General features: G+C 71.7%; 19 protein-coding genes. 9 read left to right on the top strand and 10 right to left on the bottom strand.

Features of this window, described 5'->3' with window-relative positions:
• Nucleotides 1–10: 10 nt before the first annotated feature.
• The 7 genes from DFJ66_RS31180 to DFJ66_RS31150 all read right to left on the bottom strand — a co-directional run bounded on the left by DFJ66_RS31180 (nucleotide 11) and on the right by DFJ66_RS31150 (nucleotide 8,378).
• Nucleotides 11–1,573, bottom strand: coding sequence for an alpha/beta hydrolase (locus DFJ66_RS31180; RefSeq protein ID WP_121226460.1), 1,563 nt, complete (start codon nucleotides 1,571–1,573; stop codon nucleotides 11–13).
• Nucleotides 1,574–1,702: 129 nt separating this feature from the next.
• The gene (gene alc / locus DFJ66_RS31175) at nucleotides 1,703–2,701 is read right to left on the bottom strand and encodes an allantoicase (protein ID WP_121226458.1); all 999 of its coding nucleotides are present in this window, start codon (nucleotides 2,699–2,701) and stop codon (nucleotides 1,703–1,705) included.
• Complete coding sequence (gene allB, locus DFJ66_RS31170) at nucleotides 2,698–4,002, bottom strand: allantoinase AllB (RefSeq protein WP_121231988.1); 1,305 nt, start codon at nucleotides 4,000–4,002, stop codon at nucleotides 2,698–2,700. The genes alc and allB overlap by 4 nt, the downstream gene beginning before the upstream one ends.
• A gap of 5 nt (nucleotides 4,003–4,007) precedes the next feature.
• The gene (locus DFJ66_RS31165; RefSeq protein ID WP_121226456.1) at nucleotides 4,008–5,015 is read right to left on the bottom strand and encodes a glycerate kinase; all 1,008 of its coding nucleotides are present in this window, start codon (nucleotides 5,013–5,015) and stop codon (nucleotides 4,008–4,010) included.
• Between the two features lie 5 nt (nucleotides 5,016–5,020).
• Nucleotides 5,021–6,733, bottom strand: a complete 1,713-nt coding sequence (gene gcl / locus DFJ66_RS31160) for a glyoxylate carboligase (protein WP_121226453.1) — start codon at nucleotides 6,731–6,733, stop codon at nucleotides 5,021–5,023.
• On the bottom strand, nucleotides 6,733–7,605 hold the full coding sequence (locus DFJ66_RS31155) for a 2-hydroxy-3-oxopropionate reductase (RefSeq protein ID WP_121226451.1): 873 nt from the start codon (nucleotides 7,603–7,605) through the stop codon (nucleotides 6,733–6,735). Before DFJ66_RS31155 ends, gcl begins: the two co-directional genes overlap by 1 nt.
• The gene (locus tag DFJ66_RS31150; RefSeq protein ID WP_121226449.1) at nucleotides 7,602–8,378 is read right to left on the bottom strand and encodes a hydroxypyruvate isomerase family protein; all 777 of its coding nucleotides are present in this window, start codon (nucleotides 8,376–8,378) and stop codon (nucleotides 7,602–7,604) included. Before DFJ66_RS31150 ends, DFJ66_RS31155 begins: the two co-directional genes overlap by 4 nt.
• Nucleotides 8,379–8,532: 154 nt before the next feature.
• On the opposite strand from DFJ66_RS31150, the gene uraD reads away from it, so the two are divergent.
• From uraD to DFJ66_RS31130, 4 genes are read left to right on the top strand one after another with little or no spacing between them, the layout of a single operon-like run.
• Nucleotides 8,533–9,042 (top strand): 2-oxo-4-hydroxy-4-carboxy-5-ureidoimidazoline decarboxylase, encoded by a 510-nt coding sequence (uraD, locus tag DFJ66_RS31145; RefSeq protein WP_397556328.1) that lies wholly within the window; start codon nucleotides 8,533–8,535, stop codon nucleotides 9,040–9,042.
• A gap of 3 nt (nucleotides 9,043–9,045) precedes the next feature.
• A complete protein-coding gene (pucL, locus tag DFJ66_RS31140; RefSeq protein ID WP_121226445.1) occupies nucleotides 9,046–9,924 on the top strand; it encodes a factor-independent urate hydroxylase in 879 nt (292 codons plus the stop codon).
• A gap of 14 nt (nucleotides 9,925–9,938) precedes the next feature.
• Nucleotides 9,939–11,252, top strand: coding sequence for a nucleobase:cation symporter-2 family protein (locus tag DFJ66_RS31135; protein WP_246029970.1), 1,314 nt, complete (start codon nucleotides 9,939–9,941; stop codon nucleotides 11,250–11,252).
• The gene (locus tag DFJ66_RS31130; protein ID WP_121226441.1) at nucleotides 11,249–13,297 is read left to right on the top strand and encodes a leucine-rich repeat domain-containing protein; all 2,049 of its coding nucleotides are present in this window, start codon (nucleotides 11,249–11,251) and stop codon (nucleotides 13,295–13,297) included. The genes DFJ66_RS31135 and DFJ66_RS31130 overlap by 4 nt, the downstream gene beginning before the upstream one ends.
• Nucleotides 13,298–13,300: 3 nt before the next feature.
• Here the strand turns inward: DFJ66_RS31130 and DFJ66_RS31125 are convergent, their stop codons facing one another.
• Both DFJ66_RS31125 and aceB read right to left on the bottom strand, forming a co-directional pair.
• On the bottom strand, nucleotides 13,301–14,485 hold the full coding sequence (locus DFJ66_RS31125; protein ID WP_121226439.1) for a DUF6986 family protein: 1,185 nt from the start codon (nucleotides 14,483–14,485) through the stop codon (nucleotides 13,301–13,303).
• Between the two features lies 1 nt (nucleotide 14,486).
• Entirely contained in the window at nucleotides 14,487–16,013 is a 1,527-nt protein-coding gene (aceB, locus tag DFJ66_RS31120; RefSeq protein ID WP_121226437.1) for a malate synthase A, read from the bottom strand.
• Between the two features lie 84 nt (nucleotides 16,014–16,097).
• Here aceB and DFJ66_RS31115 point away from each other — a divergent pair, with 84 nt between their 5' ends.
• The 5 genes from DFJ66_RS31115 to DFJ66_RS31095 all read left to right on the top strand — a co-directional run bounded on the left by DFJ66_RS31115 (nucleotide 16,098) and on the right by DFJ66_RS31095 (nucleotide 19,126).
• Nucleotides 16,098–16,853, top strand: a complete 756-nt coding sequence (locus DFJ66_RS31115) for an IclR family transcriptional regulator (RefSeq protein ID WP_121226435.1) — start codon at nucleotides 16,098–16,100, stop codon at nucleotides 16,851–16,853.
• 689 nt (nucleotides 16,854–17,542) lie between these two features.
• Nucleotides 17,543–17,863: a DMT family transporter gene (locus DFJ66_RS31110; RefSeq protein ID WP_121226433.1), complete on the top strand. Its 321-nt coding sequence runs from the start codon at nucleotides 17,543–17,545 to the stop codon at nucleotides 17,861–17,863.
• A gap of 25 nt (nucleotides 17,864–17,888) precedes the next feature.
• A complete protein-coding gene (locus DFJ66_RS31105; RefSeq protein WP_121226432.1) occupies nucleotides 17,889–18,236 on the top strand; it encodes a DMT family transporter in 348 nt (115 codons plus the stop codon).
• 36 nt (nucleotides 18,237–18,272) lie between these two features.
• The gene (locus DFJ66_RS31100; RefSeq protein WP_121226430.1) at nucleotides 18,273–18,716 is read left to right on the top strand and encodes a MarR family winged helix-turn-helix transcriptional regulator; all 444 of its coding nucleotides are present in this window, start codon (nucleotides 18,273–18,275) and stop codon (nucleotides 18,714–18,716) included.
• Between the two features lie 59 nt (nucleotides 18,717–18,775).
• Complete coding sequence (locus DFJ66_RS31095; RefSeq protein ID WP_147459408.1) at nucleotides 18,776–19,126, top strand: hypothetical protein; 351 nt, start codon at nucleotides 18,776–18,778, stop codon at nucleotides 19,124–19,126.
• A gap of 3 nt (nucleotides 19,127–19,129) precedes the next feature.
• Here DFJ66_RS31095 and ftsY read toward each other — a convergent pair whose 3' ends face one another.
• Nucleotides 19,130–20,542 carry a signal recognition particle-docking protein FtsY gene (gene ftsY / locus DFJ66_RS31090; RefSeq protein WP_121226426.1) on the bottom strand — a complete coding sequence of 471 codons (1,413 nt, stop codon included), beginning with the start codon at nucleotides 20,540–20,542 and terminating at the stop codon, nucleotides 19,130–19,132.
• Between the last annotated feature and the right edge of the window lie 72 nt (nucleotides 20,543–20,614).

Here is a 20,614-nt window from a genome sequence, read left to right as displayed (position 1 = left end):
GAGCGGCGGATCAGCTCTGCCAGCCGGGCAGGCCCGGCTTCGGACCGGCCGGCTGCTTGCTCGTGCCGGCGTCGGCCGTCGTCAGCGAAGGCTGCGGCTCGACGGCGGCGCAGTGGGTGCCGTCGCGTGGCGCCCTCTGCTCGATCAGGTACTTGTCGGTCGCGCCCACGGTGCACGCACTGCGGTCGTAGACGCCGTGGCCCCAGCCCTCGTAGGTGAGCAGGACCGTGGTGCCCAGGCTCTGCCGGTGGGCGTTGACGGCCCACTCGTAGCCCGTCGCCGGGTCGTGCAGGGCGTTGAGCATGAGGATCTTCGGCGCGTCCTTGATGCGCAGGCGGTGCTGGGGGTTGTTCACCTTCTCCGGCAGGCCGATGCAGCCGGCCATCGCGAAGTGGCCCAGGGACGAGCCGCGCATGTGCGGTGCCAACTGGTTCGCGCGTGCCACCAGCGCCGACAGCTCGCGGTGGTTCTTCACGCGCATCGCCCAGTCCTGGCAGAAGACCGCCGGGAACGGGTTGTTCACGGTCTGCGGTTCGGCGGCGAAAGCGGACGTGGAAGTGCCGCCGGACAGGGCCAGCAGCCACTGCGCCAGCGGGGCCCAGTCGGGGCCGTAGAAGGCGCCGAAGGCGTTGCTGATGATCAGGTCCGCCGGGATCTTGAAGTTCGGGTCGTCGGGGTCGGTGATCTCGCCGCGGTCGGCGCGGGCCAGCAGGTCGTCCCAGAAGCGGGCCACGTCACGGCCGTGCAGGGCGCACGAAGGGGTCCGCTCGCACCACTTCACGAACTCGGTGAACGAGTCCTCCGCCGTCACGGCCTCGGTCTCGTTGAACCGCCAGGTCCCCAGGCTGTGGTCCATGTTCGAGTCGATGACCATCGCGCGGATGTTGCGGCCGTAGCGCTCGGCGTACTGCTGGCCGATCAACGTCCCGTACGACACGCCGTAGTAGTTGATCTTGCGCTCACCGAGCGACCGGCGCAGCGCGTCGATGTCGTCGGTGACCGCGATCGTGTCGGCGTGGTCGTAGATCGGGCCCGAGTTCTTGCGGCAGTCCGCGGCCAGGTCGCGGTTGTACTGGGCCAAGGCGTCGAACTCCGCCTGGTTGGCCGGGTACACCGACGGCTGCTTCTCCAGGATCTCCACCGAGCACTTCACCGGCTGGCTGCGCGCGACCCCGCGCGGGTCGAAGCCGACGATGTCGAAGCGGTCCTGGACGTCCTTGCTGAAGTACCGGTTGGCCCCCAGGGCGAAGTTCACGCCCGACCCGCCGGGACCGCCCGGGTTGATCACCAGGATGCCGATCCGCTTGGCCGGGTCGAGGGCCTTGCGCCGGGCCACGGCGAGGTCGAACTTCTCGCCGTGCGGCTTCGCCCAGTCGATCGGCAGCTTCAGCGTGCCGCACTCGACCTCGGCCAGCTCCGGACAGGGTTTCCAGTCGATGGGCGCGGCGAGCGCCTGGACGTCGGCGTCGGGCGGGGTCGCGTCCGCGGGGTCCGCGGACGCGACCGACGCGGTGCCGGCGAGCAGCGCGACGGCCGCGCCGACACCGCCCAACGCGCGGAAGATCGGTCGCACAGGTTCCTCCCTAGTTCCTGTCACCCTTCAGGGTGATCGCAGGCTTCCAGGGGTGTGAAGCAGCGCACAACCGACCGAAGTCGCACACGCCGTCAGTCCGAAGGCTGACAACGACCGGGTGACCGGTGACTACCGGGTGAGGTCGGCGTACCGGGCGGTGAGCTGGTCGAGGCCGGCGTCGGTGAGCGAGCCGAACAGCCGCATCCGGGCCATGCCGCCGTCCGGGTAGATGTCCAGGCGGGCGTGCGTGGCCTCGGGACCCTCGACGCGGAAGCGGTGCCGGGTGTCGGGTTGCAGCCGGGTGCGCGGGAGGAGCTCGAACCAGTCGTCCGGGTCCTTGCGGGCGTCCCGGCCCCGGATCGAGGCCCAGCCCGGCGCGTTGCCCTTGAAGTGGGTGGTGTCCAGTTCCGCCAGGGTCACCACGCCGGGCGCGGCCAGGGTGACCTCCACCCAGTCGTTGCCGTCGTCGCGGCGGCGGGCGGTCTCCCAGCCCTCGCCCATCGACCCGGCCTGGCCGGGCGCGATCAGGTTGGCGGGCTTGCCGAAGAAGTCGTTGCTGCACCCGGCGATCGCGGCCCCGTTCTCCAGGGCCGCCAGGTCGAGCGCGCCCGGGACCAGCAGGTCCGGGTCCGGCACCGGCGAGCCGTGGACCCGCAGCCGGGCGATGCCGCCGTCCGGGTACATGGTCAGCCGGACGTGGGTGTACCGGCGTTCGACGTCGACGTCGAAGTAGTGCTTCTGGTCCCCGCCCAACGGCGACTTCGGCACCAGCGGCTCCCAGTCGGTCAGCTCCTCCGGGCTCGGGTAGCCGAGGGCGTGCGTGCCCTCGACGCTCGCGAACGGCGGGTAGTTGCCCTTGAACCACGCCGTGTCCACCACGACCCCGCGCACCACGCCGGGCAGCCCCAACCGCACCACGGCGCTGTCCGACCCCGGCTCCCGGCGCCGCCGGGTCTCCCACCCGTCGTAGACCTGACCCCTGTGGCCGAACGTGTGCGGCCGGTACTCGGCCTCCGCCGGCGTGATCAGGTTCTCCCGCTCGGCGAACAACTCGTCGTTGGCCCACACCACGCTCCCGCCGACCGCGCGGGAAGCCAGGTCGGGCAGCCGGGTCCAGGTGGGTGTCATGCGTCTCCTCTGCTCAGCAGCCGGCCGGTGGGCCGGTCTCCGGTGATCCTGTGGCCCCGCAACCACGTCTGCCGCACGACCCCCGCCAGCGGGCGGCCGTGGTAGGGCGTCACGGGGTTGCGGTGGTGGAGCCGGGTCCGGTCCACCACGAAGGCGTCGTCGGGCGCGAACACGGCGAAGTCGGCGTCGCGGCCGGGTTCGATCGCGCCCTTGCGGGTCAGGCCGACCAGCGCGGCCGGCGCGGAAGCCATCCACCGCACCACGTCGGTCAGGGCGTGCCCGCGCTGCCGCGCCTGCGTCCACACGGCAGGCAGCCCCAGTTGCAGGCTCGCGATCCCGCCCCACGCGGTGGCGAAGTCGCCTTCCTTCAGCTCCGGCGTGCACGGCGAGTGGTCGCTGACGACCAGGTCGACCAGCCCGTCCGCGAGACCGCGCCACAGCAGCTCGCGGTTGGCCGCGTCCCGGATCGGCGGGCAGCACTTGAAGTGCGTGGCCCGGTCGCCGATCTCCTCCGCGATGAAGGTCAGGTAGTGCGGGCACGTCTCCGCCGTGACCCGCAGGCCGGCGGCGCGCGCCTCGCGCAAGGCCGGAAGAGCCTCCCCGCTGGACAGGTGCAGCACGTGCACGCGGGCGTCGGTCTCCCGCGCCAGCCCGATCAGGCCGCTGATCGCCTGCCCCTCGGCGTGGTGCGGCCGGGACGCCAGGAAGTCGCGGTAGCCGGGACCGGACTCGGTCACGTGGTGCGGGTCCTCGGCGTGCACGATGGTCAGCGCGTCCGCGGTCCGCAGCTCGGTCAGCGCCGCCCGCAGCTCGTCGTGCTCGACGTGCGGGAACTCGTCCACGCCGGAGTGGATCAGGAAGCACTTGAACCCGAACACGCCGGCGTCGTGCAACGGCCGCAGGTCGGCGCGGTTGCCGGGGATGATCCCGCCCCAGAAACCCACGTCCACGTGCACGTTCCCGTCGGCGGCCTTGCGCTTGACCTCCAGCGCGTCCACCGACGTGGTCGGCGGCAGGCTGTTGAGCGGCATGTCCACGATGGTCGTCACGCCACCGGCCGCCGCCGCGCGGGTCGCGGTCGGGAACCCCTCCCACTCGCTGCGCCCGGGGTCGTTGACGTGGACGTGCGTGTCCACCAGGCCGGGGAGCAGCACCTCGTCGTCGGCCAGCTCCACCACCCGGTCGCCGGACAGCTCGTCCGGCCCGGTGACGACCTCGATCCGGCCGTCCCGGACGCCCACGTCGGCCGCCCGCTCGCCCTGCGGCGTGATCACCCTGCTCGCGCGGAACACCAGGTCCATGCCGGTCACTCTCCCAGCCAGTCGGCGGCGATGCGACCGGCCAGCCGCTCCAGCAGCGGCTCGGGCGCGGCCAGGCACCGGGTCAGGTCGGGTTCCACGTCGAGCAGGGGGTACGCACCCCGCAGGCCCAGCTCGACGGGGTCCACTGAGGCTCGGCCGGCGACGGCGACGGTGGGCACGGACCCCGCCGCCTTCGCCACCCCCGCGGGCGCCTTGCCGTGCCGGGTCTGGGCGTCCAGCGACCCCTCGCCGGTGATCACCAGCCGCGCGCCTTCCACCGCGGAGGCGAACCCGACCAGCTCCAGCACCACCTCGATCCCGGGCCGGCGAACCGCGCCCAGCACGGCCAGCGCGGCGAACCCGATCCCACCGGCCGCACCCGCGCCCGGCACGTCCACGTACTCCGGCCCGACCTCGGCCGCGAACCGCGCCAACCGCTCCTCCAACACCTCGACGTCGGCGGGCGTGGCTCCCTTCTGCGGCCCGTACACCGCCGCCGCCCCGGACGGCCCCAGCAGCGGGTTGTCCACGTCGCTGGCCAGCACCACCTCGACGCCGGCGAAGGAGCGGTCGCCGATGGCTTCGAGCATCCCCCGACCGCCATCGGTGCACGCGCTGCCGCCGACCCCGAGCACGATCCGCCGCGCACCCGAGTCCAAAGCGCTGACCAGCAGCTCACCGACCCCCGTGCTGGTGGCCGTCAACGGCGCCGGCTCGTCCAACAACGCCAGCCCCGCCGCCGACGCCACCTCCACCACGGCGGTCGTCCCGCGCACGGCGAAGCTCGCCGCCACCGGCTTGCCCACCGGGCCGGTCACCCACCGACCGACCCGCAGGAAGCCGGCGGCGACGGCGGCGTCGACCGTGCCGTCGCCGCCGTCGGCCACCGGCAGGCAGCGCACCTCCACGTCCGGGACCGCCTCCCGCAGGCCGCGCGCGACAGCGGCGGCGACCCGCGGGGCGGACAGCGTTCCCTTGAACTTGTCGGGCGCGACGACGACGTGGCTCCCCACACCACTCACGGCAGCGGCTCGTACTCGCGCATCGCCGCGATGGAGGTGCCGTTGGCGGTGTTGCCCTCGCGTTCGATCATGATCTCCACGAGCACCGGCCGGCTGGTCCGCTCGGCCTCCTTGCGCGCCCACTCCAGCGACTCGCGGATGCGGCCCGGCTCGGTGACCCGGGTGCCGGAGCAGCCGTAGGCCTCCATGATCTTGACGTTGTCCGAGCCGTTGGTGTCGTAGTGGATGTCCACCTCGTACTTCATGTCGTAGCCGCCGTGGTCCTCGGCCATCCGGATCAGGCCCAGGTACTCGTTGTTGAGCATGATCAGCACGAACGGGACGTCGTACTGCGCGCCCACGGCCAGTTCCTCGACCAGGAACTGGAAGGAGTAGTCGCCGACGATCCCGACCACCTCGGCGTCCGGCTCGGCGGTCTTGAGCGCCTTCTTCACGCCGATCGCCGCCGGGATCTCCCAGCCGAGCGGACCGGCCTGGCCGCACACCTGGTAGTGCCGCGGCTTGTGCGCCTTCTGGTGCTGGCCCGACCAGATCTGGTAGAGCCCGATGGCGGTGACGAAGTACGTGTCCGGGCCGTAGAACTCGTTGATCTCCTTGAAGACCCGGGGTGCCTTGACCGGGACGGTGTCGAAGTCCTCGCGGCGCAACAGGGTCCGCTTCAGCTCGGCGCACCGCTCGGTCCAGGCGTTCGGGGGTGCCGCGGCCCGTTCACGCGCGAGCTTCAGCAGCGCTTGCAGGAACAGCTTCACGTCCGCCACGACACCCAGGTCCGGCCCGAAGACCTTGCCGATCTGGGTCGGCTCGACGTCGACGTGGATGAACTTGCGCTCACCCCGGTAGGTGGCGAGGTCGCCGGTGTGCCGGTCGCCGAACCGCGCGCCCAGCGCGAGCACCAGGTCCGACTCCAGGAAGGAGGCGTTGCCGTAGCGCTGGGAGGTCTGGATGCCGGTCATGCCCGCGTACAGCGGGTGGTCCTCGTCGATCGCGCCCTTGCCCATGAGCGTGGCCTGGACGGGGACCTGGAGGTGCTCGGCGAGTTGCCGCAGTTCCTCCCCCGCCTCGGCGAGGATCACGCCGCCGCCGGCCAGCAGCAGCGGGCGTTCGGCGGCCAGCAGCATCTCCAGCGCGCGTTCGACGCGGGCCGGGTGCGGTTCGGGCTTGGCGACCGGCAGCGGGGCGTCGATGGACGCGTCCCACTCGATCTCCTGCTTCTGCACGTCGATCGGCAGGTCGATGAGGACCGGGCCGGGCCGGCCGGAGCGGGCGATCCGGAAGGCCTCGCGGAAGATCCACGGCGCCTGCGCGGCCTCCTTGACCTGCACCGCCCACTTGGTGACCGGCGCGGCGATGGCCACGATGTCCACCGCCTGGAACGCCTCCTGGTGCAGCTTGGAGGTGGCCGCCTGGCCGGTGATGCACAGGATCGGCACGGAGTCGGCCTGCGCGGTGTAGAGGCCGGTGATCATGTTGGTGCCGGCTGGGCCGGAGGTGCCGATGGCGACGCCGACGTTGCCGGTGGTGCGGGACCACCCGTCAGCCATGTGCGTGGCGCCCTCTTCGTGGCGGACGATCAGGTGCTCGATCGTGCCGTCGGCCTCCATGGCCTTGTAGAGCGGCAGGATGGCCGCGCCGGGGCAGCCGAACACGGTGTCGATGCCCTCGGACTTGAGGACGTCGACGACCGCCTGCATGACGGGAACCTTGGCCATCAGGCCCTCCCTGCGAAGTTCTCGATGACCTTGAGCAGCGCCGAGTGGTCCAGGGAGCCGTAGCCCTGGGCGCGCGCGGACGCGATGAGCTGGGCGATGAGGCCCGTGACGGGCAGTGCGACGTCGACTTGGCGGGCGGCGGCGAGCGCGATGCCCATGTCCTTGTGGTGCAGGTCGATCCGGAAACCCGGCTGGAACTCGCGGGCGATCATGGTCTCCCGCTTGAGGTCGAGGATGCGGTTGGCGGCCAGGCCGCCGGCGAGCACGTCCAGACCGGCCTTGGCGTCCACGCCGGACGCCTCCAGCAGCACGATCGCCTCGGCGACCAGCGCGTAGATGCCGCCGACCATGAGCTGGTTGGCCGCCTTCACCACCTGGCCCGCGCCGTGCGGACCGACGTGCACCACGGTCTTGCCGAGGGCGTCGAAGATCGGGCGCGCGGCGGTGAAGTCGGCCTCGTCGCCGCCGACCATGATCGACAGCGTCGCTTGCTTCGCGCCGGCCTCGCCGCCGGACACCGGGGCGTCGAGGACCCGCACGCCCTTGGCCTTCGCGGCTTCGGCGACCGCCAGGGAGGTCTCCGGGCGGATCGTGCTCATGTCGATCAGGAGGGTGCCTTCGGCGACGACGTCGAGGACCGTGCCCAGGACGACGTCCTCCACCTGCGGGTGGTTGGGCAGCATGGTGATGACGACCTCGGCTGCTTGTGCCGCGCCCGCCACGTCCGTCGCGGCCGTGCCACCGGCCTCGGTGAGCTTGGCGCGTGCGTCGGCGTTGAGGTCGAAGCCCGTCACGTCGTGGCCGGCGGCGACCAGGTGGGCCGCCATGGGCGTGCCCATGATCCCCAGCCCGATGAATCCGATCCTGCTCATGCGATGTCCTTAGGTCCGAACAGCCAGTCGAAGTCGGGGAGGCCGTCGCGGAAGCGCGTGGCCTTGTATTCCAGGCCCACGAAGCCCTGGTAGCCGGCGGCTTCGAGCTTCGCGAGCGCGCCTTCGAGGTCCAGGTCGCCCGTGCCGGGCTCACCGCGGCCGGGCGCGTCGGCGATCTGCACGTGCCCGATGCGGTCGACGTGGGCGGTGAGGGTGTCGAGGTCGTCCCCGTTGACGGCGAGGTGGTAGAGGTCGGCGAGCAGCGCGAGGTTGTCGCGGCCCGCCGCGTCGAGGACGGCCAGCGCGTCGGCGGCCGTGCGCAGCGGGTAGTCCGGCGCGGCCGAGAGGGGTTCGACGACCACGGTCGCGTCGATCTCGGCGGCCACGTCGGCGGCGTAGCGGAGGTTCTCCAGCGCGGCCGGGGTGGTGGGGAAGCTGCCGTGCAGGGCGTTGAAGGTGCGGCAGCCGAGCCGGGCCGCGATGCCCGCCGCGATCTCGACGTTCGCGCGGAACTCGGCCTCGCGGCCGGGCCACGCCACGAGCCCCCGGTCCCCGGCGGCCATGTCGCCGGCGAAGAAGTTCAGGCCGACCAGGGCCACGCCCGCGTCCCGGACCGCCGCCTCGAACGCCTCGACCTCGCTGGTCGCGGGCACGGCCTCGGCGAAGGGCCACCAGAACTCGACCGCGTCGAACCCCGCCTCGCGCGCGGCTGCGGGCCGCTCCAGCACCGGGAGATCGGTGAACAGGATCGACAGGTTGACGTCGTACCGCATCTCGGCTTCCTTCCACAATGCGGAAGCTATCTTCCGTACATCGAGAGAGTAGGCACGGTTCCCGGACCGGCGCAAGACTGTTGACACGCCCGGAGGCCGCTCGTACCGTCCCTCATGGCGGAAATGCGTTTCCGCGATACAGAAAAAGGGAGCCCTGGTGACCGATCTGCACGGGTTCAACTCCGCACCGGCCGAACAGCTCCGCCCGCTGCTGACCGAATGCCTCGCGGTCCCGCGCTGGGTGGACGCCGTCCTGGCCGGCCGCCCGTACGCGACCGAGGACGACCTGCTGGCCGCCTCCGACGCGGCGGCGGAGCTGAGCGACGACGAGGTGCACGCCGCCATCGCCGGCCACCCGCGCATCGGCGAGAAGTCGTCGCACGGCGGGGTGTCGGCGAAGTGGTCGGCGGCCGAGCAGTCCGGCGTGGCTTCGTCGCTCGCGGACCGCCTCAAGGCCGCCAACGCCGCCTACGAGGAGCGGTTCGGCCACATCTACCTGGTGTGCGCCACCGGGTTGAGCGGCGAGCGGATGTTGGACGACCTGGCCGCGCGCATGGCCAACGACCCCCGTGCCGAGCTGCGCGTGGTCAACGCCGAGCTGCGCAAGATCGCCGCACTGCGCCTGCGGAAGGTGCTCCGGAACCACGACACGCAAGGGAGCTGACCGATGGCCATCGTCTTGGGCCCCAACCAGTACGGCAAAGCGGAGAACCGGCTCGTCACCGTGACCCGCGACGGCGATGTGCACACGATCAAGGACCTGACGGTCAGCACCTCGCTGCGCGGCGACCTGGCCGAGACCCACCTGACCGGCGACAACGCGGCCGTCCTGGCGACGGACACGCAGAAGAACACCGTCTACGCCTTCGCCAAGGAGGCCCCGGTCGGCGAGATCGAGGACTTCGCCCTGCGGCTGGCCCGGCACTTCGTGTCCTCGCAGGAGGCCATCACGGGCGCGCGGGTGCTCATCGACGAGCACTCGTGGCAGCGCATCGAGGAGAACGACCACTCGTTCGTGCAAGGCTCGAACGAGAAGCGGACCACGGCGGTGACCGTGGAGGGGTCGCAGGCTTGGGTGGTGTCGGGTCTGAAGGACCTGGTGGTGCTGAAGTCCACCGGGTCGGAGTTCCACGGGTTCCCGAGGGACAAGTACACGACCCTCAAGGAGGTGACCGACCGGATCCTGGCGACGTCGGTGACCGCGCGGTGGCGGTACCAGGGGTCGGGGATCGACTGGGCGAAGAGCTTCTCGGAGATCCGGAGCATCCTGCTGCGGACGTTCGCGGCCAAGCACTCGCTGTCGTTGCAGCAGACGTTGTACGCGATGGGCGAGGCGGTGCTGGAGGAGCGGTCGGAAGTGGCCGAGGTACGGCTGTCCATGCCCAACAAGCACCACTTCGTGGTCGACCTGTCGCCGTTCGGGCTGGAGAACGACAACGAGGTCTTCTACGCGGCCGACCGTCCTTACGGGCTGATCGAGGGGACCGTGCTGCGGGACGACGCCGAGGACCCCGGCCAGGCCTGGTACTCGCTGCCCACGTTCTAGCCAGGAGGCTCGCCGTGCGCCACCCCGTCGATCAACTCCCCCGTCCCTTACCCCTGGCGGCCGGTGCCCTCCAGCACGTCGCCGCCATGTACGCCGGTGTGGTCGCGCCGCCGCTCATCATCGGGGCGGCGGTCGGGCTCGGTCCGACCGACCTCGCGTTGCTCATCAGCGCCAGCCTGTTCACCGCCGGGGTGGCGACCCTGTTGCAGGCCTTGGGTTTCCGGCGGGTCGGATCGCGCTTGCCGTTGATCAACGGGGTGTCCTTCGCCGTGGTGGCGCCGGTCCTGGCGATCGTGGAGGAGCACGGGCAGGCCGGGGCGTTGCCGGTGGTCTACGGGGCCACGCTGGTCGGCGGGGTGCTGACCACGTTGGCGGCGCCGTACTTCGGCCGGTTGACGCGGCTGTTCCCGGCGGTCGTGGCGGGGACCGTCATCACGTTGATCGGGTTGTGCCTGCTGCCGGTCGCGATCCGGTGGATCCGCGGGAACGACCCGGCTTCACCGTCCTACGGGTCGGTGCGCGGGGTGCTGGTGGCCGTGGTGACGCTTGCCGCGGTGCTGGCGTGCAACCGGTTCCTGACCGGGATCGGCAACCGGTTCGCCCTGCTCATCGGCTTGGTCGTGGGCACGCTCGTGGCCTGGCCGCTCGGGATGGTCGACACGGCGGCGTTCTCGGACGCGCCCGTGTTCGCCTTCGCCACACCGCTGCACTTCGGCACACCCGTGTTCGACGCGGCGGCGATCGTGTCGATGTGCATCGTCATGGTGGTGGTGATGACCGAGAGCACCGCGGACATGCTGGCACTGGGCGAGATCGTCGGCCGACCCACCACCGAGCGGACCATCGCCGACGGCTTGCGGGCGGACGGGCTGGCGACCGCGTTCAGCGCGCTGTTCGGCGGGTTCGCGTGCACGGCGTTCGCGCAGAACATCGGGCTCATCGCGTTGACCCGAGTGGTGAGCCGGTACGTCGTCGCCGGGGCCGGGGTGGTCCTGGTGCTGCTGGGGCTGTTCCCCGTGGCGGGGGCGGTGGTGGCGCTGGTGCCGGGGCCGGTGCTGGGCGGGGCCGGGCTGGTGCTGTTCGGGTCGGTCGCGGTGTCGGGGATCAAGGCGCTGGCGGCGGACGGGTTGGCGGAGTCGGGCAAGGTGCTGACGGTGGCGATCTCGCTGGGTGTGGGGCTGGTGCCGATCGTCGCGCCGGACTTCTACCACCGGTTCCCGGGGGTCGTGCAGACCGTCATGGACTCCGGCATCAGCGCGGGCACGGTGGCGGCGGTGGTGTTGAACCTGCTCGTGTCGGGGGTTCGGCGCACTAAGTTGCCGGTGTGATCGAGGAAGTGCTGGGCGGCGAGCCGGGGAAGCTCGCGTTCCGAGCGTTGTGCGCGGCTGTCGGGGGTTCCGCGGAACTCCTGGCGCGGTGCGGAGAAGCGCTTGCGTCGTGGCCCGACGAGGTGCGCGAGGCGCCGTGGTCCTGGCTCGCCGCCTTGGATGCCGGGTACACGAAGCCGACGTGGTCGCTGGTCCGCTCGTTGACGATGGTGGACCGGCACCTCTCGCTGGAGAAGCTGCCGTTGCCGGATCCGCGTGTCCGGCCCGAAGTCCGCGGTGTGACCCGGATCGACCTCGGGTGGTTCGCGACCGAGCGGCTGGCGGAGCTGGTCGACACGCTGGACCACTGGCCGGAGCTGCGGGAGGTCCGGACCGGGTGGCTCCTGGACGTGAACACGGACGTGGTGGCTCGGCTGGCCGAGCACCCCGGGCTGGCGCGACTGGAGTCGCTGGACCTGGTCACGCTCGCGGAGAACCTGTGGGACTACGAGAAACCGCCGTTCCGGCCGGCGGGTGGGCCGTTGCGGCTGCGGCACGCGGGGTTGCGGGCGCCGGATCTCGTGCACCTGCTGCGGACCGGACTCGTGCCGGAGCTGCGGTCCGCCGACGTCCTGGTGTGCAGCGCCGAAGAAGCGCGTGAGCTGGCCGACTGCCCCGGGCTGGGCCGGCTCGACCGCCTCGCGATCGGGTTCCGCTGCGGCAAGAACGGCCGGCAACCGTTGTGGCAGCCGTTCTTCGGCAACGTCATCGAGGCGGACGACGACGCGGCCGAGGTGTTCTTCGCGCACGCCGACCTGACGGGCCTGCGGACGCTCGAAGTGCGCGGCACGTCCATGGGGACGGGGCGGGAAGGCCTGGGTGCTCGCGGTGTCGAGGCGATCGTGGGCAGTGGGGTGCTGGGTCGGCTCACCTCGCTCACCCTGGAGCTGGTGCCGGTCGGCGACGACACCCTGGTCCGGGTGGTCGAGGCGGTGGACCCCGATCGCCTCGAGGAGTTGCGGCTCGTCGACCTCGTCGCCACCGACCGAACCGTGGAGGCGTTCGGTGGGGCGTTCCCGAAACTGCGGCACCTCGACCTGAGCCGCAACCGGATCGGGGAGGCGGGGGCGCGGCGGTTGGCCTCGCAGGTGCGGCTGCCCGCGTTGGCGCACCTCGACCTGAGCGGGACGGGCGGCGGGTCGCCGTACTACTCGCGGTCGGACTTCCAGGTGATCGGGGACGGTGGCGCCACGGCGTGGGCGGCCTCGGACAACGCGGTGGGGCTGAAGTCCCTGCGGTTGGTGGCCACCGCGCTGGGAGCGGACGGGCTGGGGGCGCTGCTGCGGTCCAAAAGGCTGCGGGACCTCGGCGCGCTCGACGTCTCGCACAACCCGATGGGGAGCTGGCCGGCGGACGTCCCGCTGCGCGTGCGGACCCTCCTCCTGGCCGACTGCGGGCTCGGGGACGACGACGTCGAAGCGCTCACGGCGGTGGCGTCGGCCCCCCGGCTGCGCAGTGTTTCGTTGGCGTACAACACGGTCGGGACGCGTGGGGCGCGAGCGCTGGCGCGGTGGGCGGTGCTGCCGCAGTTGTGGGAGCTGGACCTGCACGACCACGTGATCGGGGACGACGGGTTGGTCGACCTGGCCCGGTCGGGCGCGGCGCGGCGGCTGCTGGAGCTGGACCTGGAGCAGGACTGCTGGAACGCGGGGAGGCGCAAGTACAGCGTGCCGCTGCCCGCCGAGGTGGTGGACCCGGCGTCCTTCCCAGCACTGGACGCGCTCTACCTCGGCGTCGTGGACGAGTACCACGGTGCCCGGTACTCCGCCGGGTTCCCCAGCGCGGTTCGGGAAGAACTGGTCGCCGCGGACGGCACGCGACCCGAGTTGGTCGCGTTCCTCAGCCACCTCTCGACGGAGTCGCTGAGTGACGAGGATGTCGACGTGCGCGCTGATCGGGACTTCCGCAGCGATCGCGCGGAGCGGTACGCGAAGTCGGTCGAGGAGGCGCTGGAGTTCGCCCGGCGGATGCACGAGGGCGAGATCGGGTGGCCGCCGCCGGAGTAGTCGTCAGGTCGTGGCGCGGCGGGCCAGGGCGGTCAGGGCCGGGAGGGTGAGGCCGGTCAGGGTGTGGAGTTCCTCGGCGGTCACGGCGCCGCAGTCCAGGGCTCTGAGGAACGACGTGGACAGGGCCTGGGCCGTGGCGGGTTCGTCCAGGACGGCGCCACCGGCTTTGTCGACATATGCCTTCAGTCGTCGGGCGTCGGCGGCCAGCGTCTCGCGGTAGTACGCGTAGACGGCGGCGTAACGGGTGACCAACTGGTTCGGGTGCAGGTCCCAGCCCTGGTAGAAGCCGTGCGCCAACGACCTGCGGACCAGGCTGTAGTGGGTTTGCCAGCCGTGGTCGACGTTGTCGTCCACGGGGAGGATGTTGGTGGAGCCGTCGGACAGTTCCACGCCGTGGCCTGCCGCGGACACCTGCATGACGTTGCGCGCGAAATCGCACGCCCCGTGCGCCAGGTGTTGGTGTGCCGCGCCCAGGCCGCAGCTCGCGGTGTAGTCGTAGGTGCCGAAGTGCAGGGCGGTGACGCGGCCTCGGCCCGCCGACAGGAACTGCGGGACGGCCAAGCGGCCACTGCCGTCCACGATGGACTGCGTGGTCTCCACCTGGATCTCGAAGCGGAGGTCGTGGTCGAACAGGTCCAGGACGTCCGTGAAGACCTCGACCTGGGCCACCGACGTCACCTTGGGGAACGTGATCACGAAGCCGGGCGGCACGTCGCCCAGCGCCGTCAGGAAGATGTCGAGCGTGCGGAGACCCCGGTCGGCGAGGGCCTTGGTGTCGAAGGACTTCATGCGCAGGCCGAACCGGGTCGGGGCGCGTCCTTCGGCCACCCACCGGCGGACCAGGAGGGCGGTGCGCTCGGCGTCGTCGTCCTCGGTGGGGCGGGTGCCGTAGCCGTCCTCGAAGTCGATGCGGAGGTCTTCCACGGGCTCGGCGGCGAGCTTGGCGCGGACGCGCTCGTGGAGGTCTTCGGGAACGCCCAGGAGGGCGGCGAAGGCACTCGGCGAGCGGGATCCCAACGCCGCAAGCGCTTGCGCGCCCCAGTCGGCGACGGTCGAGTCGGTGACCTTGTCCGCCGGCACGTAGCACGTGTGGACCGGTTGGCGGCCCGAGGGCGACCGGAGGTCCACGGCGGGCAGCCGCGCGGTGAGCGCCGCGACCGCCGCCGGGTCCAGGGAAGTCCGCGGCACGTCAGATCCGCTCGTACGCGGGCAGCGTCAGGAAGTCCACGAAGTCGTCGGCCAGCGCCACCTGCTCGAACAGCTCCACCGCGAGGTCCAGGTGTTCGCCGTCGAGCTTGGCCTTGGTGTCCGCCAGCACCGCGCGCACGAGCTCGGCGGTGACGGGCGTGCCGTCGTCCAGCACGACCCCGTTGTGCACCCACTGCCACAGCTGGGACCGCGAGATCTCGGCGGTGGCCGCGTCCTCCATGAGGTTGTGGATCGCCGCCGCGCCGTTGCCGGCCAGCCACGAGAGCAGGTAGCGGACGCCGACGTCCACGGCGCTCTCCAGTCCGGCGCGGGTGGCGTGGCCGCCGGCGGACTTGAAGTCGAGCAGTTGCTCGGCCGTCACCGACACTTCGGGGCGGGTGTTGTCGAGCTGGTTGGGCTTGTCCCCCAACTTCGCGTCGAAGATCTCCCGGCACACCGGGACCAGGTCCGGGTGGGCGACCCAGCTGCCGTCGAACCCGTCGTTCGACTCGCGGGTCTTGTCGTCGCGGACCTTCGCCAGGGCCTGCTCGGTCACCTCGGGGTCGCGGCGGTTCGGGATGAACGCCGCCATGCCACCGATCGCGAACGCGCCGCGCTTGTGGCACGTGCGGACGAGCAGTTCGGTGTAGGCGCGCATGAAGGGGGCGGTCATGGTGATGCTGTTGCGGTCGGGCAGCACGAAGTCCGCACCGGCGTCGCGGAAGTACTTGATGATGCTGAACAGGTAGTCCCAACGGCCCGCGTTGAGACCGGACGCGTGGTCGCGCAGTTCGTAGAGGATCTCTTCCATCTGGAACGCGGCGGGGATCGTCTCGATCAGCACGGTGGCGCGGACGGTGCCGTGCGGGATGCCCAGTTCGGCCTGCGCGGCGGTGAAGACGTCGTTCCACAGGCGGGCTTCGAGGTGGCTCTCCATCTTCGGCAGGTAGTAGTACGGCCGGCCGAGGGCGGCGTTGTGGAAGAAGTGCAGCCCGAAGTCGACCAGCGCGCCGACCGCCGGCCTACCGTCGACCTCGATGTGCCGCTCGGGCAGGTGCCAGCCGCGCGGGCGGACGACGATGGTGGGGTGGTCGCCGTCCTTGAGCGAGTAGTACTTGCCTTCCGGCGACTGGAAGTCGATGGTGCCGCGGGCGGCGTCGTAGAGGTTGACCTGGCCGGAGACGACGTTGTGCCAGTGCGGGGTGTTGGCGTCTTCCAGGTCGGCGAGCCAGACCTTGGCGCCGGAGTTGAGCGCGTTGACGGTCATCTTGCGCTCGGTCGGCCCGGTGATCTCGACCCGGCGGTCGCGCAACGGCTCGGGTGCCTCGGCGACCCGCCAGTCGGCGTCCCGAATGTGCTTGGTCTCGTCGAGGAACCCCAACGGCCGGCGCTCGGCACGGCGGGCGATCAGGTCGTCCCGGGTGGCGGCGAAGGCCCGGTGCAGCCCCGCGACGAACTCCAGCGCGTCCGGCGTGAGGATCTGCTCGCCGCGCTCGACTTCCCCACCGAGCACGCGGATACCGGACATGGGGTTCCACCTTCCTGGCGCTGGTTTCTACTTCGCGGACTATAGTTATCGCATCGCGGAACGGCAACGGAGGGGTTGGTCAGGATGGCACGGGAGTCCTCGGGCGGGGTCCAGTCCCTACAGCGTGCCTTCGACCTGCTCGAACGGCTCGCCGACGCGGGCGGCGAGGCGAGCCTGTCGGAGCTGGCGACGACGTCCGGCCTGCCGCTGCCGACCATCCACCGGTTGATCCGGACCCTGGTCACGCTGGGGTACGTGCGGCAGAACAGCAACCGCCGGTACACGCTGGGGTCCCGCCTGATCCGGCTGGGCGAGAGCGCGTCCCGGCAGTTCGGCACGTGGGCGCGGCCGTTCCTGGCGGCGTTGGTGGACCAGGTGGAGGAGACGGCGAACCTGGCCGTGCTCGACGGGGACGAGGTCGTGTACGTGGCACAGGTGCCGTCGCGGCACTCGATGCGCATGTTCACCGAGGTCGGGCGGAGGTTGCTGCCGCACGGGACCGGGGTGGGGAAGGCGATCTTGTCGCAGCTGCCGCGGGACGAGGTGCGGGCGCTGCTGGAGCGGACCGGGTTGCCGGCCTACACGCCGAACACGATCACGGACGCCGAGGAGTTGCTGGCTTCGCTGGACCGGATCGCGGAGCAGGGGTACGCGCTCGACGAGAGCGAGCAGGAGCTGGGTGTGCGGTGCATCGCCGTGCCGCTGGTGGGTGCACCGACGTTGGCGGCGGTGTCGGTGTCCGGGCCGGAGGGGCGGCTGACCAAGGAGGCGGTCGAGCGGATCCTGCCCGAGGTCCTGGAGATCGCGAAGCGCCTGTCCGCCCAGTCGGCCCTGGCCTGACCGACAGACGGCCGGACGACCCGACAGCCGGCGCGGTCGAAGTAGACGACCGGTCAACTACCCAGGCGCACACAACACCGCCCACCGCCCGCCCCGCTCCGCGCCCGCCCCCTGGATGCGCCGCCCGCCTCCGCCGCCCGCCACGCCGCCGTGCCGACCCCAGGGGGCGTCGCCTGCCCCGCGCCGCCCCACCCCGCGCCGCCCCACCCCGCGCCGCCCGACTGCCTCGCCCCCAGCACGCCGCCCGCCCTGCGCCGCCCACCTCACCTCACCCCCGCGCGCCTCGCCCCCACAGGCGCCGCCCGCCCTGCGCCGCCCGCCGCGCCGCGCCGCGCCCGCCCTGGGTGTCCCATCCCCGTGTGCGCCGCCCACCCCTCGCCAACCCCCACCCCCCGGCATGGCATGCCTCGCCCTGCGGGCGGCGCGGGGCGGCGCCGGCGGGAGCGAGGGCGGAGGCGGGGGCGCGGCAGCGTGGGTGGCGGCGCGGGCGCGAGGCGCGGGCGCGGGGCCGCGGGCGCGAGGGGCGCGGGAGGCGGGGGAGGCGGGGGCAGGGCAGGGGCAGGGGCAGGGGCGGCAGGCTGGATCGTTGGAGTTGAGGGGTGGCGGGAGGTGGTGTGGATCTCCGTTGACCGACTTATATTCATGTGCATACAGTTAATGCACATGCACCTGTCACGGAAGGTCGCCCCATGCACTGGCTCCACCTCGCCATCGCCACCGTCTTCGAGATCGTCTTCGCCCTGGGCACACGAGCGTCGAAGGGGTTCACCCGCCCGCTGCCGTCCGTGGTGACGCTCATCGCCGCAGCCGGCGGGATCTTCTTCCTCAGCCTCGCCCTGCGAACGCTCGACGTCGGGGTCGGCTACACGATCTGGACCGGCATCGGGTCCATCGGCACGGTCGTGTTCGGCGTCTTCCTGTTCAAGGAGCGCCTCAACCTCGCTCGCGCCCTGTGCTTCGGCGTGATCATCCTCGGCGTCATCGGCCTCCGCGTCGCGGCCGGCGCCTGAACCCCCACACCACTGGAGGACTTCGATGGACAACCACAAGCGTGCCTGGACCTACGTGCTGATCGCGGCCGTCTTCGAGGTGGTGTTCGCCCTCGGGACCAACGGGTCCGAAGGCTTCACGCACCTCGGCTGGTCGATCACGACCGTGCTCGCGGCGGCGGGCGGGATCTTCTTCCTCAGCCTCGCCGTGAAGACGCTCGACGTCGGCGTCGGTTACACCGTCTGGACCGGGATCGGGTCGGTCGGCACGGTCGTCTTCGGGACCATCGTGTTCCACGAGTCGCTGTCGCCGCTGAAGGTCGCCTGCTTCGTCCTGATCATCGGCGGCGTGGTGGGGCTCAAGCTCACCTCGCGCACAGCACCGGCGCGCTAACATATGTATGTACGACCATAGAACTGGGAGGCCGCCATGACGGACAGCACTGGACGCACGGTGGCCCTCTCCAGCGACGGACAGCTCTGGGCCCGGCTGTCCGCGCTGCACGCCCGGGTCGGCGGCGCCATGCAGAAGGTCCTGCAGCGGCGCGCCGACATCGGGTTCTCCGAGTTCCTCGCGCTCGTCGCGCTCGCCAACTCCGAGTTGGGCGAGCTGCACATGCAGGAACTGGAGGACGTCACGCAGCTCAACCAGAGTTCGGTCAGCCGGCTCGTCCTGCGCCTGGAACGGACGGGCCTGACCGAGCGCCGGCACTGCGAGCGGGACCGGCGGCGGGTCTACACGGGGATCACGCCGCTCGGGCGTGAAGTGCTGGCGGAAGCCCTCCCGGTGTACGAGGCGGCGTTGAGCGACGCGTTCGGGCACGTCACCGGCGACCGGGAGCTCGGGCCGCTGCTGGCCAAGCTGCGCGACTGACCACACGATCGAGCTACCCCGTCGTGCCCGGCGGGACGTCAGCGGTGATGATCTCCCGCGTGACTTACGAGGGACGCACGCTGACCCTGCACTGGGACGACCGCCAGGTGGTGGGCCGCTGGTCCGACGGGTCCCGGCTGGAGCCGGTGCCGGCGGACCAGCCCGCGGACCGGGTGCAGTGGCTGGTAGACCTGATCGCGCGGTACCGCCGGACCTACCCCGGCGCGCGCGTCCGGGCGACCAACCGGGACGACTGGCGGACGCCGGAGACCGGGCGGCTGCGGTACGTCGTGCCACAGCCGCAGGAACCCGCCGGGCCGTACGTGGTGCGGTCCGCGATGGAGCCGTTGCACTACCACGTCTTCCCGGAGCGCCGGGAGGTCAAGGAGTGCTGGCACCACTGCCCGTGACGCTCAGCCCAGCAGGGCGTCGACGAACGCGGCCGGCTCGAAGGGCGCCAGGTGGTCGGCGCCCTCGCCGAGCCCGACGAGCTTGACCGGCACGCCCAGTTCGCGCTGCACCTGGAAGACGATGCCGCCCTTGGCGGTGCCGTCGAGCTTGGTCAGCACGATGCCGGTCACGTCGACCACCTCGGCGAACACCCGGGCCTGGGTGAGCCCGTTCTGACCGGTGGTGGCGTCGAGCACCAGCAGCACCTCGTCCACCTCGGCCTGCTTCTCCACCACGCGCTTGACCTTGCCCAGCTCGTCCATCAGGCCGGTCTTGGTGTGCAGGCGGCCGGCGGTGTCGACCAGGACGGTGTCCACGCCCGCCGCCACGCCCTGCTTGACCGCTTCGAACGCGACCGACGCCGGGTCCGCGCCCTCGGCGCCGCGCACGGTCTGCGCGCCGACCCGCGAGCCCCAGGTCTCCAACTGGTCGGCGGCGGCGGCGCGGAAGGTGTCCGCCGCGCCCAGCAGCACGGACCGGCCGTCGGCGACCAGGACGCGGGCCAGCTTGCCGGTGGTGGTGGTCTTGCCGACGCCGTTCACGCCGACCACGAGCACGACGGCGGGCTTGCCGGAGTGCGGGAGGGCGTGCACGGACCGGTCCATGTCCGGGTGCAGCGCCTCGACCAGCACCTCCCGCAGCAGCGCGCGGGCGTCGTCGGAGGTCCGGACGCCCCGGGTCGCGATGCGCTCGCGCAGGTTGGTGACGACCTGGTCGGTCACGGCCGCGCCGAGGTCGGCCATGAGCAGGGTGTCCTCGACGTCGGTCCACGAGTCCTCGTCGAGGTCGCCCGCGCCGAGCAGGCCGAGCAGGCCCTGGCCGAGCGTCGAGCGGGACCGGGAGAGCTTGCCGCGCAGTCGTTCCAGCCGGCCGGCGGTGGGCTCGATCTCCTCGATCTCGGAGGCCTCGACGGGGAGGTCGACGTCGACGAAGCCGCGCTTGACCGAGTCGCGGGGGACGCTGGCGTCGTCGCCGACGCCCGGCTGGCCGTCCACCTCGGTGCGGTCGGCGACCGGGTGCTCGACCGGGGCGGTGTCGGACGGCGTGGTGGGGGTGGCGGTGTCGACGGGCGGGACGGGCGTCTCGACCGGCGCGGTGTCGGCTGGCGCGGTGTCAGCGGGCGCGGCGTCGGCGGCGGTCGCGCCGGAGGGCTTGGTGTCCGCCGGCTTGGTGTCCGCGGGTTTCGGCTCGGTGACCTTGGGGGCGAACGTCACCCCGCTGCCGGCCTGGTAGTTCCCCTTGACGGCCGGCTTGTCCTCTTCGGGTTCGGTGAGGCTGATGCGCCGCTTGCGCGACAGCACGACACCGGTCACGAGGGCGACCGCGAGCAGGGCCGCGACAACGACGACGATCCAGATCACAAGCTCCGTGGACACTCCGCAATCCTCGCACGCCACGTTCCGTGACAATCCAACAAGCTAGGTTGATTTCCGGCAACTTTCCCACCG

It is taken from the genome of Saccharothrix variisporea (genome assembly GCF_003634995.1).
Lineage (GTDB): Bacteria > Actinomycetota > Actinomycetes > Mycobacteriales > Pseudonocardiaceae > Actinosynnema > Actinosynnema variisporeum.
This window is presented reverse-complemented; position numbering and strand designations above follow the sequence as displayed.

What these genes read in the sequence shown, in the direction of transcription:
- aceB (WP_121226437.1), bottom strand. Translation starts at nt 16,013, where the DNA reads ATGTCCGGTATCCGCGTGCTCGGTGGGGAAGTCGAGCGCGGCGAGCAG.
- pucL (WP_121226445.1), top strand. Translation starts at nt 9,046, where the DNA reads ATGGCCATCGTCTTGGGCCCCAACCAGTACGGCAAAGCGGAGAACCGG.
- DFJ66_RS31155 (WP_121226451.1), bottom strand. Translation starts at nt 7,605, where the DNA reads ATGAGCAGGATCGGATTCATCGGGCTGGGGATCATGGGCACGCCCATG.
- DFJ66_RS31115 (WP_121226435.1), top strand. Translation starts at nt 16,098, where the DNA reads ATGGCACGGGAGTCCTCGGGCGGGGTCCAGTCCCTACAGCGTGCCTTC.
- DFJ66_RS31100 (WP_121226430.1), top strand. Translation starts at nt 18,273, where the DNA reads ATGACGGACAGCACTGGACGCACGGTGGCCCTCTCCAGCGACGGACAG.
- DFJ66_RS31105 (WP_121226432.1), top strand. Translation starts at nt 17,889, where the DNA reads ATGGACAACCACAAGCGTGCCTGGACCTACGTGCTGATCGCGGCCGTC.
- DFJ66_RS31110 (WP_121226433.1), top strand. Translation starts at nt 17,543, where the DNA reads ATGCACTGGCTCCACCTCGCCATCGCCACCGTCTTCGAGATCGTCTTC.
- gcl (WP_121226453.1), bottom strand. Translation starts at nt 6,733, where the DNA reads ATGGCCAAGGTTCCCGTCATGCAGGCGGTCGTCGACGTCCTCAAGTCC.
- DFJ66_RS31150 (WP_121226449.1), bottom strand. Translation starts at nt 8,378, where the DNA reads ATGCGGTACGACGTCAACCTGTCGATCCTGTTCACCGATCTCCCGGTG.
- alc (WP_121226458.1), bottom strand. Translation starts at nt 2,701, where the DNA reads ATGACACCCACCTGGACCCGGCTGCCCGACCTGGCTTCCCGCGCGGTC.
- allB (WP_121231988.1), bottom strand. Translation starts at nt 4,002, where the DNA reads ATGGACCTGGTGTTCCGCGCGAGCAGGGTGATCACGCCGCAGGGCGAG.